This window comes from Candidatus Viridilinea mediisalina (assembly GCF_002532535.1).
Lineage (GTDB): Bacteria > Chloroflexota > Chloroflexia > Chloroflexales > Chloroflexaceae > Viridilinea > Viridilinea mediisalina.
Genome location: NZ_NQWI01000022.1, coordinates 20434 through 39620, shown reverse-complemented (window position 1 = coordinate 39620; position 19187 = coordinate 20434). Strand labels below are relative to the sequence as shown.

General features: G+C 53.5%; 9 protein-coding genes. All 9 read right to left on the bottom strand.

Annotation, left to right across the window (positions count from 1 at the left end; all coding sequences use genetic code 11):
• Nucleotides 1-38: 38 nt before the first annotated feature.
• Nucleotides 39-5378, bottom strand: a complete 5340-nt coding sequence (locus CJ255_RS07180) for a Holliday junction DNA helicase RuvB C-terminal domain-containing protein (RefSeq protein WP_097643406.1) — start codon at nt 5376-5378, stop codon at nt 39-41.
• Nucleotides 5379-5387: 9 nt separating this feature from the next.
• Nucleotides 5388-6929 (bottom strand): hypothetical protein, encoded by a 1542-nt coding sequence (locus CJ255_RS22560; protein WP_124681846.1) that lies wholly within the window; start codon nt 6927-6929, stop codon nt 5388-5390.
• A 14-nt stretch (nt 6930-6943) separates the two neighbouring features.
• A complete protein-coding gene (locus CJ255_RS22555; protein ID WP_124681845.1) occupies nt 6944-9016 on the bottom strand; it encodes a hypothetical protein in 2073 nt (690 codons plus the stop codon).
• A gap of 406 nt (nt 9017-9422) precedes the next feature.
• A complete protein-coding gene (locus CJ255_RS07175; RefSeq protein ID WP_097643405.1) occupies nt 9423-10469 on the bottom strand; it encodes a tyrosine-type recombinase/integrase in 1047 nt (348 codons plus the stop codon).
• A gap of 513 nt (nt 10470-10982) precedes the next feature.
• Complete coding sequence (locus CJ255_RS07170) at nt 10983-13727, bottom strand: SNF2-related protein (protein ID WP_097643404.1); 2745 nt, start codon at nt 13725-13727, stop codon at nt 10983-10985.
• Nucleotides 13714-14748, bottom strand: a complete 1035-nt coding sequence (locus CJ255_RS07165) for a hypothetical protein (protein ID WP_097643403.1) — start codon at nt 14746-14748, stop codon at nt 13714-13716. The genes CJ255_RS07170 and CJ255_RS07165 overlap by 14 nt, the downstream gene beginning before the upstream one ends.
• 2 nt (nt 14749-14750) lie before the next feature.
• Complete coding sequence (locus CJ255_RS07160; RefSeq protein WP_097643402.1) at nt 14751-15104, bottom strand: HepT-like ribonuclease domain-containing protein; 354 nt, start codon at nt 15102-15104, stop codon at nt 14751-14753.
• Nucleotides 15097-15405, bottom strand: a complete 309-nt coding sequence (locus tag CJ255_RS07155) for a nucleotidyltransferase family protein (protein ID WP_245863236.1) — start codon at nt 15403-15405, stop codon at nt 15097-15099. Before CJ255_RS07155 ends, CJ255_RS07160 begins: the two co-directional genes overlap by 8 nt.
• A gap of 127 nt (nt 15406-15532) precedes the next feature.
• A complete protein-coding gene (locus tag CJ255_RS07150) occupies nt 15533-19168 on the bottom strand; it encodes an Eco57I restriction-modification methylase domain-containing protein (RefSeq protein WP_174714060.1) in 3636 nt (1211 codons plus the stop codon).
• Nucleotides 19169-19187: the final 19 nt, after the last annotated feature.

The following is a 19187-nucleotide window of genomic DNA, read 5'->3' as shown; positions in this document are numbered from 1 at the left end:
TTTACTGCGTACTGATGCGATACTTTTGCAGGAAATCCTTATGTTTTTTTCCTCAGATGAGTGAGGTGGCTACGGCCTTCATCCGTGATTACCCTCCCTTGCTTTCCTAACTGGATGAAGCCAAGCCGAATCAGAAAGGGTTCTACCTCGTCAACAATTCGATCCTTGTCGACCGTTCGGAGCATGTTGACTATGGCTTGCTCCCCTACCTGCCGATCTGCCCGATTCAGAATGTCAAGGTAAGCAATGTCTGTAGGAGTAAGGCCTATTTCATCAATCTCGCGAGCTTTGCGTACTTCTTCGAGATGCTCGTTGATGTTGCGTTCGGGATACTCCGAGACAGTCATCTCAGTTTCTAGTTCACGCGCGAGATCCAGTGCGACGCGAGGTACCAACCGCCCTAGCCGAGCTATTAAGTGATAAGTTTCTGTCGGCCACCCATGAGGAAAACGGTAGTTGACAATCTGAGCGACCTCTTCAAGGTTGTACTCTCTGAGTTGCACCTCTGCACAGCGGCTTCGAAACGCTGAATCTACATCAGAAGCACGGGTGGTTGCAAACAAGAAAGTGGTACGGTTGACTTGTGCCACTTGGTTTTGGAGTGTAACCGTCCTATCCGCTGCTTCTAGCATTGTAAGCAGGCTCTCCTGCACAGTGCGTGGTACCAGATGTACTTCGTCAATAAAGATAATCAATGGTGGATACTCAATGACCGGCAAACCTGCTTGTTGCCCAATCTGAGAAGCTCGGAGTCCTCGCTGGTTTAGCTCACCATTTACAAGTTCAAATAGCCGCTCTCTTGATCCAACACCACGACCATCCAGTTTCACAAATGGCAGTCGTAAGGCGGCTGCGAGTCGGCGGGCAAGCTCGGTCTTGCCGGTACTTGGTTGCCCTGTTAGCAAGTAATTCTTCGAAAGATGTGGTGGATTATCAATAAGGGCACGTAGCAAATCATTGGTGATGCGCCGAACCCCAGCCGCATTTCCAATAAAGCCCTCGAACGCGTCTCGCACCTGTTGCCGTATTTCTACCGGGATCGTGCTACCACCTCGGCGTTCATCAACTAAAGGTCTGGTCGCCTCGTCAATAATTTTAACCCCCTCACTCTTGAGCGGTGCGCTTGTTGCTTCTTCTTGCGATCCCCCTTGCTTAATTGGGGGTACTTCCGTTATGGGCTCCACACGTTCCATGTCAGGGGATTGCAAAGACGATGGTGCCCTCACTTCATTAATGCCCAGGTCAAGTGAAAACAGTGAGCTTTGCTCAACTAAAGGTGCGGCCAGAGGTTGCTGAGACGGCGACGTTTGAGGTGTCGTCTTGGCCGATGGCGGATTACCTGCTGGTTGACTGCCACAAGCCGGGAATGAGAAGTCTAGAAGGCGAACCGCGTCATCCCCTAGCTGTGAAAGATTTCCGTTGCCTGTCAGCAAAACCTCTGCATCGGCGCGGCACAGTATCGCTGTATCTTGCCAACCGTCTCCATCAACATCGACGATCATGCTCGATGCATGGCTGGCACGGTCAAATACCAGTAATCGCCCCCCACTATTTATGGTAATTGATGCTGTTCTGCTCAACACATCTTGGATAACACGCGCCTGTAACTGTGCCCATTCAGGAGAAGTACCGCCATGAATAGCCGCATCAGCGTAAATGCGAAACGCGAGATTAAGACATTGTGTTAAGAGAGCAGCACCACAAGTAGCCCATAAGTCACTTTGTGGCGTTTGAACCCAGACGGTGTCAAGAACTTGACCGAGATTAGCGGCTTGCTGTAGAGCTGATTGTTGGTCTGAGTAGCTAAGGGAGGCTTCCCGGAATTTGACCTCAACGGGCGTAATCTTCAACTGGATTGGAGAACCATTAGCAGGTGCTTGAATGGCAAAGATGAGCAGATCGGGACGTTGTGCAGAGGTTGTGTCATTACACAAGCGGTGCCGCACACGCTCAAACGGTTCCTCATACGGATCAACCGGCAGCAGCAAGTGGATACATTCACCATTCCATACAGGGAGTCTAACCGTCCCTGAGCCACTTCGAAATGCATCCTGTAGAAGGCGTACGGCAAGCAGCAGTCCAAGTTCTCCACGAGACTGAGATCCGCCACTCGCCAGACGTTTCAGGATTGGTATACCACGCCGGGAAATCTCGTCAAGAAGATCCTGTACTTGTGCACCCGGAGCCACGAATGCTGCTGAGCGTTCTATCGCTCGCCTCATCGCAGGAAGAGGCTGAGCAATGAGATAGTAACCTGCGCTATCCTCATCGCCACCCAGCACGCCGGGCAGTTCATAGTCCCACAGATATCCTTGCTGCTCAGTAGCTCCCCGGATAATGCAGGCTGGGTCTATCTGACTTGAGGTAACCGCAAGGTAGGTGGATTGGCTGAGGCGGCTACCAATTGCCTGCTGGTTGGGCTGAAATTGTAGTTGTGATGTACCAGTCTCCTGAGGAACTAGTTCCTCAAACCTAGTGACCGTTTCTTGAAGGAGTCCAGCCAATCCAACAGGGCTAGGAGCACTGTTTGCTGCTCGAGACTCCCTAATCCAGACCGCGTTCTGAAAATCCTCGCGAATGCGAACACGGCAGAGAGCACCACTCCCGATAGGCGAACGTATTGTACCATCTCGTCCGATTGGTGCCTCTGCACTCAATTGGTCAAGAATAATTAGATCCTGTTTAGATGTTGTCGGAACGGTATCAAGCTTAAACCACCTTACTCGTTCCTGGGTCTTCTCAGACAGAAGAGCTAACTGCTCTGGTGAAGGTTGTGATGCTCCCCGCAAATCATAGACATCAACAGCAAACGGAGATATGCCGAGCGAAACCTCCTTATCGTACTGATCAATGCACCAGTCAGAGACCCCGTCAGCACAAGCGGATGAACTTTCTTTCGATCCAATGATACCCACGCGCAAGGTTGCACGTCCAGGCAGCAATTTCGTGATCTCGACCAGACTATCAATCGCTTGGGATCGGCTGAAGCCTCCGGTGATCCCGCGCGACTCTAAGCCTAATTCGGAGAGACGAACTAACACTGAAGCACGTTCATCTCGCTGACCTAAAAAACCCTGGTTCCATAGAATTGACCAATATGGGTTGTCACAAGCGACTGAAAAGAATGCGCGTATTTGCCTGTTTCCGCCCTGGAAAATATAGCAGGCACTTATATCGGGGCAGGAACTAGGATCAAGAAGTCCTGCCGCAGGGCAAAGCCGGTTTAGAGAATTAAAGAGTTGCTGTTGAGCAAGACACTGCCATCCAAGCCGAAGTGGATGGAGTGGAGAAAGCAACAAGGCAACTGGCTCTGTCGTTGCTATATAGCGCCCTGCTTGTGCATTATACAGAGCGGCATGCACAGCAAGAGAATCAATCCATGTAGCATGGTGTGGCTCGGCCTCTAACCAATCACGGTATACTTGGACATAGCTTTCGACCAGCGGTACGAAGTTCATCTCTCCTAAATCTATTTCTCCTATAGTTCGTAACTGTTTTTGGATGTAGGATCGCACCGCTTCACGGGCATCCAAGACAACTTGAGGAGGAGTGAAATTGGGTCGAGGATCAATCTGTGGACGAGTATCACCCAACCAAGGATCATCCCAGTCGATTGTAGGAATAACTAATGCCGTTTCGGACCAGCAGGCCAGAATTGGCCTCCAACTGTTAGGAGACGAGATGCAAGCATCTTCGATACGGTGTATAAGCCGATTCTGGGGACGAGGAGTACGTGGACGACCAGCACCCCGAGGTGTTTGATGTACTGCCACAAGTGCTTCGTATCTGTTGCGAGCAATTTCTGTTGCTTCATGCACTGTAAAATGAATTATCCACCGACCAATACTATTGCCAGCGTTGTCTTCTAGGACGACCATGGCTTCTTCGTCATCCTCGACTTCAATAACAAATGTTACCTGCGCCCTTCCTGGAGTTGTAGACTTGCTAAGAGGCTGCTTGGTTGGGCCTTCGACATGCACAGTCGCCACCTGTTGAGAATGGTATATAGTAAGGTCAATGGCTCCTGCTCGCGGTAATGTTATTTCTTGCCTCCACGTGTCCTGTGTACGAGTAAACTGTGGAATACGTATCTGGTCTGCATCACGAACACGTGCCAAGCCACCACAACGAAAACTGTCAAGTACGAGTACATCAATAGGTGTAGAGGCGAACCCCGGCGCATCTACAAGATACTTCATCGGTCTATCATGAGGTGGTGGATTTGTGTCAATACAGAGCGTTGCATCGTTCGAATCAGAAGATAACGTCGTCTGCTGAGTGCGGATCCGGCGGCTAAAAGACGGTCCCGCGAATATACTTCCGGCTGGCGCACTCACCCTCAAATTGACTAAGTTCGCCGTAATCCAAGGTTCTCCTTTAATGGGTGCGGGGCCATTGAGGGCATTTTCGCATCGTAACTCGACACGAGCTGGCCGTGTATCGGTCGCCTCGTCAAGTATCTGGCTAAATACCTGAGCATCCAATGACATCCACCACGATGGAATTGGTTGGCCCGGCCGATAAAACCAGGCAGGGGCACGCTCGAAACCTGCACCCGAAAGTACCTTTGATCCAATAGCAGTCTCGAGTGCAGATAAGTCATTTTCAAATGAGCCTGCCTGTGCAACCTGAGTTCCTCGTAGCTTATCAAAGCTACTCACCAGACCCTGATCACCAATGAAGTTGCCCAAGCGCCGAATGACCCGCATCGCACCATTCAAATCTATATTAGTTTCACCAAATGGGGGGAGTCCAGATGCTAAGGCTATGATATCCACTGGTAGAAGACCGGCGGGAGGTGGTGACAGTAGTTCATTTGCTACAACCCAAGGCACGCGGTTTCGCATATCAGGATCGAGGTCTTGGCTCTGTTTTGTTATTTCCTGAAGCGCGTTCCGACAGGTGATTTCGAGAGCAGCTGTTGTCTCAGCAATACGCTCAATGACAAATTTCCATAACGGATCTTTAATTTTTCGTCCTTGTCTATCCGTCTGCAGTGTGCCTAGCGTCTCTGTTGTATTAGCAAGTGACTCAGGTCGACCATCCCACATCGATGGAGCAGCAAGAATAACCACTTGCGAGTGACTATTTCGCACCGTTACTGCGTAATCCCACTGACATTCTCGGCTTAAAATGGGAGATGGAGAGGTCGTGTTTCTTGCATTACCCTGGCTGCGTACATATAGAACTACAATCTCACCACCGTTCATGCCCCAGTTGCTGGCACCGTTTGCGGTTAATAAATCATAAAGTATTCCTAGGGTTTCTGTTGGAGGTCCAATCAGTACTGGTCGTACTGATGCAGTTGAATCGCGTCGAAGCGCGTCCGTAAAATGCCTCTCCAAAAATTCCTTGAGCATGGCGGCGAGATACTGCATTATAATCACCTAAAATGGGGTAACTAGTAGGCGACCACCTGCTGCGTCAGGACTGTCAACAACCAATCCCAACTTCTTCAAATCCATTCCGACCTGACCACCCGCTAGTTCTCCAGCGGGTGCATGCAGCCCATAGTCTGCTATATGTCCACGGAGATCTTCCAAACTTGCCGGAACATCACTCTGGGCTTGACAGCATATGTATACCAGCAAAATGAGCATTGCCGGGCCTGGTTGGATAACCAATGGTGATGATCGACCTCGTCCTCTCCGTGAGTTCAGCAAGAGGTACGACTGGTCATACGAACGTTTCTCAGGGTCTTGCGTTTCGATTTGGCCCAAGCTATGCCGCACAAACTCTAGCATGTTCTTAGTGAACCCGCCCTCGCATTTGACTAAACCTAATTTCTGGTCAAGCAACTTAGTACACTCTGAACGAAGCCAACCAGCCGGATCAGTAGCCTCGATACTTAGCCGGTTTGTTACAACGTACTCGATGAATTGCCGCAACACTTCCGGTGTTGACAGATTCGCATTTGCAGCACTGCCAAGTGTGCGATTGTGAGGCCACGACAGATTATTATCCTCCAGACGATGCAGGAGTAGATTCAATCCAAAGCGTGCATAGACGTACCGTTCGAGTATCTGCTTAATCAAAGGCACAGCATCGCGGCCTACTTCGAGTAATGGCCGTGTACTACGATGCGAGTACCACAACGCGTCTTCGATCTCAACTGCTGTTGGCACCTGGCCGCTTTGTACTGCCCGTAAGACGAAGTCCCAGTAAGAAGCATTTACGTGGCAGACCCATAGCAGGTGAGTTCCTAATCCTAAACGGATAATCGCTTCCACCAATACCGTCCACTGCCGTCGAGTCAACTGTTCTTTGAGACGTATCACCGCCTCAAGATCAGTACAGAAACGCTCAGCAGGAGAGTTTCCTATAAGAGGGGGGGGCTTCCCCCGAAAGGCCCGTGCTTCACGTTCTTGTAGAGCCATACTTGTGAACGGTACTGGTGTGGGTAAAGGTTCTACTGAGCCAAAAGCTTGTGCTGCAAATCGCGCAAAGATATCGTCGTTGTCGCTCACGAGAAGTGCATTGCCTAAGTTCTCGACAAGTACTTGACTGCCACGCTGACCTCGACCTGCACCTATCACTTGCAAAAGGAGATTTGCAGGATACCAACGGTTTCTGACGCGCCCAAGAACACATGCATAGCGACCTATTTCGGGTATGAGAGGCATAAGTTGGCGAAATACCACTGATCCTCGTTGCCCACTACGTGCGGGACTCGCCAGTCCGCCTCCCTGAAACAAGAGTTCATCCCATATATTTGGCTCACCAGTAGTGGGGGGCAAAGAACCGGCGAGACTAGAAATCTGTTCAAGATCAATCTCTCGATCATGCTTGTCGAGGACGAGTTTTCGGTATGTCGATCCGAGCAACACCTCACTTGTTGAATACTCAGGTGCTACAGTAGTGAAAATGGAATCGGCATATAAAAGATGATTCTGATCGGCTGGATCGACGATGAATTCGTTTACTGACACTGTAAACAACCCCTCTACAGCATTGATAGCGAAGGAGAAGCGTTCTCATCACCCAAAACTATAGCGACCTGCTGATTGACAACGATACGGGCAGTGCCGTCAGCAAATCTCTCCTTATCACGGCAAAGTACACCCGCATATCGATGTCGTACTCGATCGATCGACGCTCGTACGCTGGCAGGAAGGCTACTGCTTGTACATCCCTCTTTGCGCAATCGTAATGCTAGGTAGAAATCGAACGTAATAGGCATGCGATACCTGGTGTTACTAATTTCGAAGCAGGGCACATCGTGGGCTGGTGTTGTATCTGAACCTATTGGAGCGCCATATGGGCGTAGTCCTGCAGGAGACCCCTCCAAGACAACTAGCCTATCTTGCTCTCCTTGCGGTTGGCCAAAGCTCTCCAACATGTTGAACTTTAGACCGTCTCTTCCTAAGAGTTGCTGTAACGTATCCTTTATCTCATTGAGTTTGCGAGTGTCTCGGAGCGAATCTTCAAAGTCCTTTAAATAATCCTCATTCGCATGGTGGCCTAATCGTACGCCTACTGAACGCTTGCATATTGTACTTGCAAGCCTTCGGAGTAAGTAGATGATACGAGAGGCATGAGGCGCACTGCGCCCCAGTAGATTCCATTCCGCCTCCGCCGCTCGCAGAATGCCCAGAAACAGAATTTCAACTGGAGCCAAGGATATACTAAACGGCGTGTTGTTTCCTTGTTCTATGGATTGGCTGTACTCGTCCTCGATTTGCCGTAGTATGTGGCTTGGATTGCTAGGAGTGTACATAGCTGGATCGAGACTACTGTAATTGTTTAATAATATTTGTCGAATTTGCTTGGATACATCTATTCGTTCACTTGCAAGTACACGAATAGTTGCGCGTGATATGTCCTGCGCGGCCCAATTCTTATCTTCTGAGTCGTATTTTTCGGCAATCGCCTGAGGCCATGGCACGGGAAACAATGATTGCGGATACAGTCTCCGAACAAGTGCATATGCAGAGGAAACTTGACTTGGACATACGGGATCGATTGCTTCTTGGCATCGGGCATGAACCCAATCGCACGGATGGTTAAACTGCTCGAAGTCGCTCCATTGTCCTACGATGCTTTCTGCGGTGAGAGAAAAGGTGTCGCGAAAATTCCATCTTTGCCCGGTTGCCAATTCTCCATGGCGTAGCACAACTCTAAGAGATTCTCTGAAGGCACTCGTTCGGATCCATTCTGCATTTTGCCTGAATGGGCAAACGTTCGCGGCGTCACAATCACTACATCGTCCTGTTACTTGCCACAAGTCTTCTTGGGTAGCCTCTATCAGTATCTGCTCCACAGGCACAGAGCCAGCGCCCTGAGCTACTAATAAGCTCTCCAAGTCTAGGGGCCAACAAGCCACATGGGGATAACCCTCTAATGGCCAACATGGACGACGTTGACTTGCAAGTGCTTCAATACCAAGACCAGATACTCGAATAAGCTCAGACAAGAGTCTAGTAACTTCGTTGTTGCCTCCCCATTCCTTTACTGCTTCTCTAAGTGCGCGAGTTAATAAACCACGATTGGCGCATGCTATGAAAACCGGTCGGGGATTTTCTGGGCCAGTCATCAGATCGGCGATGTCACTGGCAAGTTCTTGAGCTGCATTACCCAAAGCATCATCAGTTGCTGTTGCATCCTGAACAATAAGAAGACGTCGAACGTTTCTAGCAAATGTCCCAATAGTGGTGGAGAGATCGTCATTCTCAACAGTTACCCGACGTCGGACGATCGGCTGTGGATCAAAAGATTGAGCAAGAAAGCTAACAAGAGCATTTTGCATTCCTAGCTCTGAGTCAAGTGTGTACAAAAAATCCTGGACGGTCTCTGACTTACCGTTTCCAGGCCCACCAATAAGGAAAATCCATCGAGGTGCGGCTGTGTCTCCTGTCGCAATCGCACGCGCTAAGGATCGTAGCCGCTGTACTAAATTAGTTGTAATGGTAGTACCCAGAGGATTACTGCCCTGCTTGAAAGGGACATGGACACCGCCTTGATCATGCCCGTGCCATGAAAGAAGTTTTGGTACATGCAAATTTCTATTCCAGGGCATGAAACCTCCTAATTGAGAATTTATGCTAAATGAAGGGAAAGTTATTAAGTGACCCACTCACCAACTACTTGGGTTTTAGCAAACCAAGTAGCAGAACGAAATGGCAAAGGTGGCATAAACAAGGGGTTTAGCTTTCCTAAATGCAAAGTTGTACGAGAGTACGAGGATCGGATGGCAATCTTTGCAGGTAACAGACCAGCGTGCTACAATCATCGTGTAGGACAATGATATACGTACAGGTACATAAGTCCACTCTTCAGCTTGGCCGCCGGGGTGGGCTTTGTGTTACTGTACGGAAGTATACCACGTTATGCGAACCATGTGTAACCCATAGCAGCGAACTCTGATCACCTCTCACGTTGTTGTGCATGGCATCGCTGAGTTCATTGTTGGGCGCTATCCCCAACTACCGCCGATTCGCCCGCCCCATCAACCCACGAATCTCTTTGTCCTTCTGCTTGCCATACTTCATTGCGGTACTCTCGCGGCTGTGGCCGAATTGGCGAGCGACGGTTTTGGTGGTGGCACCGGCGGCGTAGAGGCGATAGGCCAAGCCGTGGCGCAGGGTGTGCGGGCTGCATGTCTCGAGGTCGCGGATGAGATCGCGTAGCGCCTCGCTGCGCTCTGGGTCGCTCTCCTGTTCGATCTGGGCGCGCACGAGAGCCACGGCGCTCTGGCGCAGGGCGATCATGCGCTTGCGCATCGTCACGGTTTGCATGCCCGGTTCCCAGGGTCGGCCCGGCTTGGCGCGGTGGCGCGCAGACAAGAAGAGAACGGTGCCGGCTTCGCGGGCGGCTGGCTCAACTTTGACCTGCGGGCTGGCCGCGAGGTAGAAGGTGTCGAGGTAGGCGCGCAGGCGGCGCATCGTCGGGCCGTCAAGATCAATCAGGATGCGGCGGGCTTTGCGCCCTTTGCCCATCCGCACCGTAACCGCCCCGCCATCAAGATCAAGGTCGCGCAGTTCGAGGCTGGCCGCCTCGTGCGAGCGCAGGCCCAGGTCGGAGAGCAACACAATCATCGCGGTGTCGCGCAGCCGCTCCAGTGGGTCGTCCAGTTTGGCCGCCGCGCGCAGCAGCCACTCCACGCCGTCGAGATTGAGGCCACGCGGTGCCGTCTCTTCCACCTGCAGATCGTGCAGGCTGCCGGTCGGGTTGTGCGCGACCAGCCCCTCGCCAACCGCCCAGGCGAACCAGTTACGCAAGGATGCGTTGCCGCGATTGATCGTCGCAGCGGCGCGCCCGTCGCGCTGGCGCTGGGTGAGGTAGTCGTCGAGATCGGTGTCGAGCACCAGAGCCAGGTTGAAGGCGACGGGACGCACCGCCTGCCACCACGCGATGAAGGCCCGCAGGTCGGAACGAATCGCCCGCACCGTCGCCGGCGAAGCGCGCCGGCCACGGGCGGTGAGGTGCTGGTCGAGGTGGGCCAAGTAGGCGGCGAGGGGGTCGGGATGCATAGGGGGGCAATGCCTTTCCAAATACGATGGGCTTTTTGACGCAAGGGCGCAAGGGCGCAAAGCCTTCGGTAGTAGGGGGCAATCCTATACGATGGGCTTTTTGACGCAAAGGCGCAAGGGCGCAAGGGCGCAAGGGCGCAAAGCCTTCAGCAGTAGGGGGGCTAATCACGTCAGACCTCATTGCTCTGTGGCATACCCTGCTTGTCACTTGTCACTTGCCACTCATTACTCGATTTATCGTTCTCGCAAAGATACCACAAATGGGCCAATTTGCAACATGTTATCGTTCCTTTGGGGGCGAAAAAGGACTGTTTTGGACGAGTAAGGGAACGATAAGTGTGCTTATCGTTCCTGTAGTTCAGCCTCCCATGAGCCGCCCATTCATAGTTTTAGGGATGTGAATAAGAGGTGATATCGTTGGGGGAGATGATCGCTTCAAGCGCTTGTGCAATAAGTAAAATCGGGTAGTGTTGATGCCATTGAAAAGCACCCTCAGCATGTTACAACGTATCATCAGGTACACCAACAAGCGCGGCGACCACCCGCTCGTCGAGTGGTTTGACCCATAAGCCCTCTTCGTACAGAAGTTGATCCAGTAGCGAGATCATCTGGCAGCACAACGTTACCGCCGAGCAGGGTTTCGACCATGCGGTAGCGCCGATAGATCAACTCCTCGCCGCTTGTCGGCGCAAATGCCTTGCTGTCTTGCGGAAGCCAGGACTCCACTTCACCATGATCGCTGTCCATACGATTGAGACGCCCATCACGTTGTTCGAGACGACGCACCACGGTAGGAAGATCGAGATGGACAATGGCAGATGCCGCTTGAAGATTGATACTCTCGGACATCGCGTCGGTGCATAGCGCGACAATGTGTGAAGCCTCTGAACCCAATCTGAATTCTTGCATGACCTTCTGGCAATCCTGAGGCCGTTCAGATGTGGCTATCCTGATCTGAATGCGATCATCTGCGAGACGCCTCGCGAGTCCATGTAAGGTGATGGGGCGAGCATCGAACGCGATGAGCAGATGGTGGTGTTCAAGCAACGTAGCAATAAGACGCGCTTTACTTGTCTCCCGCTGATCTGATATTTTACGAATAATTTCACCAATAGCATCGTATATTTCGGCATCACGTTCACAAGCAATACGATGAGATTCTGGATTGGTAAGAATGGCAGGTAGATCCGCAATGGTGAGTTGGTTCACCGGTAATGTCCCGCCAAGTTGCCGAACCCGATTACGCAGATTTCCGGTTTCTGCGGTATGTTTCAGTGGTACCGGCTCTTCATAGTATTCGCTCCAAGCTGCGCGGGTACCAAAGAGGTGTTCAAGGGCGGCAAGCCGGGACGAACGCAAGGCAGCCAGTACGTGATAGCTTGCCAGCGCTTTGGCACTTTGCAGCATCCCTTCAAGCCAAGCGCGATCCGGTTCAGCATGATTACGCCAGCGCGGCGAGTCAGGCACACGCAGCACTTTATGCACAAATGCCATCCCGTTCAATTTTGCGAGGGCATTGCGCACGGCCACGATCCAGCGCTGATCCTGCTCAGTTTCGTTCGTTGGGTAGTATTGCGCCCGTGTCTTTGGATAGCGACACAGATTGCCCAACCTATTCCGATACGCCTCTGGCTCTTGATCAATCAGCGCGTTAAACTGCCGTTTGGTGCGCCGCAACATGAACTGCCGAATGGCACGTTGCAAGAGCAAGATGTCGTCCGGCCCCATTGGTAACGACGACGTTCCCTTGGTCTTGGACTTCCCGCCCGTTGAGGGATACGGGCGCACCTGTGCGGCCTGAAGTACCAGATCGATGATGTGATCATCAAAGTTGTCTGGCCCCAAGAGGTTGATGATGGTCAGGAGATCGGAGAGTTCACGGTTTAGTGGGGTTGCAGTAAGCAGTAGGGTATGCTCAGGCGCACAACGGAGGAGTGCGCGTGAGCGATTGGACGTGGTGTTAAGGAAATTGTGGGCCTCATCGATCGCCAATACCTGTGCTCGCTGAAGCACGTCTTGGTGTACTTGATATTTCTCATTCGGCTTGCGGCTTAGTAGTGAGTGAGGATAGCGTTCACTTGGCAGGTTAATTGACGTAGCATCACGCTCCCAATCGGTGAGTACGCGTGGTGGTGCAACAACAACAGGAATATGGTTGCGCACCCGGCCCCGTTCCCAGAGCCGGTTCGTCATCGCACGCAGGATTTCGGCCCCGAGGCGGGTCTTTCCGGAGCCTGTCGCATCAGCCACTAAGACACTGCCAACCTGATCAATCAACCAGATGGCCTGAACTACTCCCTGGATCTGGGCCGGCCAGAGTTGCAGTGCTTGGGCAAGCGGATTTGCCAACGTGTAGCGGCGCGCCCACAACCCATCCAACACTTCGGCACAGGCACGGGCCAACGCCTCTTGCCAGCTAACGGCGCTCAGAAGACGCTCTAGGAGCGCAATGAGTTGTTGGCGGTAATCGCGACCAGTTGCCCAGATCTGTTCGGCAAGAGCGCAAGCCTCGGTGAAACGTTCTCCATCAAGAATTTCGTGACGTTCATTGGCTTCGAGCTGCCTATACATGCCGTTGTTGCTCAGATTGCTCGATCCCAGCGTTATTGCGTGGTCAGCCTGATATATCTTGGCATGAACCGGTCGATCGGGATTGCCGGAGATGCGAACCTCAATGAAGTCAGTCTGGAGAAAGGTAATTGCCGCCAGAACCGCCAAGCTCTGATAGACCGAGACCCCCTGGGTAAGCCAGTAGTCTTCCAGTTCCCGCGAGAAGGTCTGACGCCCCGGTACCCGGTAGGTCGAGCGCTCATGAACAAGCGGCTCATGGCCCAAGAGTAGGCGCACATGCGCCACGTCCGATTGGCTGCGATAGTGGGCCAGAAGATCAATTACAAATGATAGCGATGTATAGCCAGTGATGATCAGAGGGCTGCGTGAGGTGCGAAGTTCTTCCAAAACGCGTGAACCCACGGTCTGACCCGCACACGAATTGTTGTAGGGAAAGCGATCGTGGGGTGGCCAAGCAGGGGGATCTGTGCGCCGACGTGAACGGCGCGCTGCCACAGGTTCAGCCGTGTGCCGTTTGCGTCGGCGTGGTGTCGGGAGTGCAGCCTTCTGCTCTACGACCTGATCAGGTGCAAAAAGCGAGAGTTGGCTTCCATCAGGCTCTGGTTCAGGTGAGTGACTATTCACTGCAACACCGAATGTGCTGCTCGATTGCTGCGGTTCGTTATTCCCGAGATCAGTCTTGTTCACTCACAAGCTGTTCCATGCGCTCTAGGCAGGCGTCATAGAGCGGCTCAAGGATGTTGAGCGCGGCGAAGAGGAACGCCCCCGATCCACAGGTCGGATCGATCACGCTCAACTGGTTGAGCGCCCGCCAGAGCGTAGCAATCACGGGTGCAGGAGCATAGTGATCAACAACATCCTGCATTATCTGCTGGAGGTCGAGGTTTGCGGTGATCAGATCGCTGGGCGTTGTTAGGCTGCCGCCAAGGATGGCTTGCGCGAGTTCGACATAGCGCTGCCTACGCGCTACCGTCTCGCGCCAAATCTCGCCGGGCAGCCCGTAGTCTGGCGGCGTCACATGGTTCCATGCCTCGCGCTGCTGAACATCCGCAATCCCGCTGGTGATCTGCGCGGGTAGCTCGTGGGTTGTGCCGTGGCGAGCCACTGGATGGATGTAGCGATCGGGTTCAGCAGCGAGCAGCGTGAGGATGGCATGCCAGGTATCTGGATGCTGCTTACTCATCTCATCAAGGAGGAAGGGTATCATTGTGGAGCGACCGATATACTCAGTGATGTCCTCCTTGGTGTAGTAGGCCCCCATCTGCTTCTGGTTGATGTATTTCTCGAAGATGTAGCCAAGCACGTCAGGGTTGATCTCGTTGTCGGCACGCAACGGGCGTTCATCAAGATGCCAGTGGTAGCGGTGTTCACGGCGAGTGATGGGCCGTCCTGGCTCTTTACGCACCCACTGCCAGAGTTGGTCAGCGCAGTCGGCGCTGGCGAAGATAATCAGGTGCTCATGGAGCATGTGCGCAACGTGAGCCTCAAGCGCGTTGCGCTGTTGGCGGCAAGGTATGGCCTCACCATTTGGGGCCATACAGGTCAAGACCGCCATCCCGCGCTTCTGAGCGATGCCATGCAGCGTATATGTGTGGTCATTGCACGGGGCAGTGAACGTTGCAGCGTAACGATCCCAACCAAGCTCTTCAACAAAGAGTTCAGTCAGGGCAGAACGCTCAAGCAGTTTTCGGGCGCGTGCCAGATTCATGGTTATGCAGATCGCTCTTTGAGTTCACGCAACTGTGGCAAGAGCGCAGGAATATCATCCTGTATAATGCTCCACAACGTGTCGTTGTCGATCCCCAGATAGCCGTGAATGAGGCGGTTGCGGGTGGCGACAATCAACCGCCACGGGATCTGTGGATGTGCCGCCCGCACGTTGTCCGGGATATGAGTCGCCGCCTCACCGATAAGCTCTAGGTTCCGTAGGGTAGCATCATAATGCAATTCACTGGCAATGAAACCCGCTTGGTCGAAGCCATCGCAGTAGGTGATGACCTTCTCGGCAAAACCGATCATGTCGTCTAGGTAAAACAGCCAAGCACGAGGTACGGCCTCAGACATCCACTGCCTCCTGTTCGATAAACGGACGTAGTTCCGCACGCATGGCTTTTTCGGTCACAAGATCAACCGCGCAGCCGAACAGGTCTTCCAGATAAAACTGGACGCCAAAGTAGCGTGCCGATGTGGCCGGGCTATCGAAGGCGACCAGGATGTCGATGTCGCTAGCGCTCCGCGCCGCGTTGCGGGCAATAGAGCCGAACAGCGCCAGACGGGTTACGCCGTAGCGCTCCATGAGAACGGGCTTACTCTGCGTGAGAAGCTCAAGGGCTCGTGAGCGATTCATCAACTCAGTCACACTCATACTTGCCACCTTTCCCCAATATACCCCACTGCCTGCTCCGCACTCAGCTTCTTCTTTGCGTTGCCGATGCGCACGTAGAGGTCGCCGTGGCGAAGGGATGGGGGATGCATCCGCGTCCTGAACTCATTCATCCTTCTTCCCTCTTCCCTCTTCCTTCATCCCTTATTTCGTCGTCGGGGTGCGGCGCAAAGCTGCGGTAGGCGGTGAGAACGGCCTCTTTTTGTGCCTCGGCGACGAGCGGGAAGCTGCCCAGGATGTGGGTGAGTTCGGCTTCGCTTAGTTCGTAGAGGTGCGCTACCAGTCCATCCAATTCGGCCCGCAGGGCGAGGGATGAGGGGTGAGGGATGAGGGATGAGGGATGAGGGATGAGGGGTGAAGGTTCGGCCTCATCCTTCCTCCCTCCTCCCTCATCCCTCACGAGACCAACCTCTGCTGCCAGCGCATCATATTCCGGTGTGGTGCAGATCAGTTTGGCCGCCCGCTCGACAATTGGCGCAAAGCGTGGGTCGGCAGCGGTGAGACGCGGCACGGGGAGTTGGTAGAAAATGAACATCGAGATACTTGTGACGATCCGCTGGCGCACAGTGTAATCGAGCACGAAGCTGTTCAGTACTGCGCAACAGAAGAGAAGTTCAGCATTTGAGATAGTTGAGCGCCTGCGATCACTCAGCATCAACTTGTGATTAGCGAAAACGCGCTGGGGCAGCATAGTTGCAATCATGCTTCGCTCATTCGTGTTTGGCGCTATCTCGCGAAATGCCAGTCGATACTGCTGATAGTCAAGTTGTTGCCCATCATCGGGTGTTCGACCAAGCAGTGCGGCCCGGCCCACCTGCTCTTCAATCCAGTACTTCGGCTCTGCGCGCAAGTGAAAAAACTGGTGCATCATTTTGCCCTCGTACAACGGCAGACGCGTTGGCAAAGGGTGGGTTTGAAAGAGACGACTATCGTTTGACATATGAAACTCGTTAGTTAGAACGAGGTTCCATGCGTTCGATTGTCGCGAGCCAAGAGTTGGAAACCGCAGTAATTTTTGGGCGATTGTCACGTCGAGCGGACTACGAAACTCCATGACCGAGAGGGTCTCGGGTGAGAGTTGCCGCACTACGTCCAGGCTGATCGTCAAGTGCTGATCGGGTGTGTTAAGGAAACTATCTATCTCGTTGATGCCGACAGCTTCGCGGGGGTTAATGCGGAAGGCGGCTTCAAACTGATTGGTGAGACCACCCTTCTCGAAAGTAAGAAAGACGTATCTGAATGCGTGGTGTATGCCCTCAAAAAGGTAGCGCTCATTCGAAAGCGACAGGATCGCGCGCACCTGCGTCTGGTCAAACAGCAACTTGCGTAACCCGGTCGCGCCCAAATCGGTATAGATGCCACTGGGTACGACGATGCCGCCTTGACCGCCGGGGTGCAGCAGGTGGAAGATTTGCTCCACAAAGAGCTTATAAAAGTTGATGTCGGTGCCAGTACGTTTGCCACCTACCACCGCTGATTGATGATCGAACTGGGCTGCGGTGCGAAAATAGGCGCTCTGGTACGGGAAGCGACTTAAGTAACTCAGCCAAGCACCCAGAATCTCGGGATCTTGCAGGAGCTTGGTCTGTTCCTGCTCGAACGCCTTGACGTTCATCTTCTTCTTGCTGACCAGATCCGAGTGTTCGCCAAAGAACTCTTTCGCGTCCGGCTTAAGTGTCTCCCACGGCGGGTTGGCGATAATCGCATCGAAGCCACCGCGCTCGTTCATCACCTCATCAAACTCGTAGCCCCAATGGAAGGGTTGGAGGGCGCGAAGATCCTCCAGGGTTAGCGGGCGCTTTTTTGGCTTGCCTAGTTTGCCCTTCGCCGTATCCCAGGTCGCCTCCTCGTATTTGATCCCTAGGCTCTGAAAGTCGTCGAGCAGCAGGGCATCAAGCACCTCGGCGGCCTCCTCGCGGTGGCGTTGGATCTCGTCGCGTAGGGCGCTCAGAGCCACCCCACGCAGCGTCGTCGCGGTGTCGCGGTAGGTTGTCACGAGCCGATTTTTCTCTTTCACCGCCTGCCGGTAGCTCTGGCGCTTGCCCGCCTCAAACAGGCCAATCTGCTGGATGGTCTGCTGCTGGGCCGCCTTCTGCTCGGCCCGCTCTTCGTCAATACGCAGCAGACCAATCAGGGCGTTGCCAGCCAGAATGTTGAAGTCAATGTTGGGCAGCGGCTCCAGGTCGTTCACTGTGCGCGCCGAGGCAACGAGGGCCAGGAAGAGGCGTAGGCGGGCGATCTCAACCGCTTCGGCCATAATGTCCACGCCATAGAGATTATTGACGATGATCTGTTTCTTGATGTAGTAGTCCAGATTTGGGTGGTCGCGCTCAATCTCAGCCAGCCAGGCATCAAGGGTCGTATCGCCCATAAACTTGGCTTTGCCGACCAGTGCGCTATAGATCTCGATCAGGGTGCGCATCGCGGCGACGAGGAAGGCACCCGATCCGCATGCCGGATCGAGCAGGCGTAGATCGGGCAGGATCTGTAGCAGGAGCATGCGGCAGACCTTGTCGGTCGGTTTGAGCAGCAGATCGCCCACCGTCTCGTAGGGATGAGGGATGAGGGATGAAGGATGAGGGATGAGGGAGGAGGGATGAGAGTTCGCGCTCATCCCTCCTCCTTCATCCCTCATCATTTGATTCACCCGGTCGAGTACCAGGCGGTGAATGGTCTGTTCGCAGAGGTAGGCGGTGATTTCGCTGCGCGTATAGTAGGCACCGAAGGACTTCTGGTTGATATACTTCTCGAAGATATAGCCCAGCACTGCTGGATTGATCGCGCGCTCGTTGCCCGAAGGCGTATCATCAAGCACCCAGTCGTAGCTCTCAAAGAGTTCGAGGATTTTACGCAAGACCTGATCGGAGACCGCCAGACGCGGGTATTTCTGCTCGACCTGGTGGGGCAGAAATAGACCACCATTCAGGTAGCAAATGCTACCAATCAGCGCCGTTGCCGCAGCACTGCGGTCAGCCTCCGGCTTCGCAAAGCCCTCGAAGAAGAGGGTCGTGAGGAACTCACTGAAGTAGCGATCCTGCCCCCGCTGCTCACTCGCCTCAAGCCCCTGCTGCAGGTAGCGATAGTTGCCCCCATCCAGAAAGCCGCGACGCTGCAAGAAATAGACAAACATGAGCCGACTGAGCAGCACCGAGGCGTACCAATGACGCTCGCGCTCATCGGCGACCCCGGCGATCGCGCCGAGCAGGGTTGTGTGGAGCTTCTGGAAATCGTTAAAAAAGCGCTTGGTGACGGGTTCAACATCGAGGGCCTGACGCACCCGTCGTGCGGCCTCGAGCAGCGGCAAGTTGCCCTCGGCATCCAGTTCGCTGATGTCAACAAACATCGCGCTCAGCTTCGCAATCAGCAGTTCGCCAGGCTGGCCCTGCACATAGGCATGGCGACGCGGGTAACGCTTACTGCCATCGCGCTTGACCCAATACCAGAGGCTGCTCCTGCGTTCGGCGTTGAGAAAGATCAGCAGATTCTCAAGGTGAAGTTGGGCGATGTCACGATGAATGGCCCGCCGCACCGGCTCATCAGGGATAGCGCCATCAGCCGTAGTAATTTCAAAGACGACGACGCCAGAGAGGTTTGCAAGTTCACGACGGGTGACGGTAATCCCTTGGCAATCCCAGGTTTCGGGATTGGGATTGACCGGCCTGAACCAGCCGAGATCCTCAATAAACAGATCCGCGAAGGCAAAAGCCTGGAGCCTAGAACGGGCTTCATTGACATCAATAGCCATACCTGCTGTAGGGATGAGG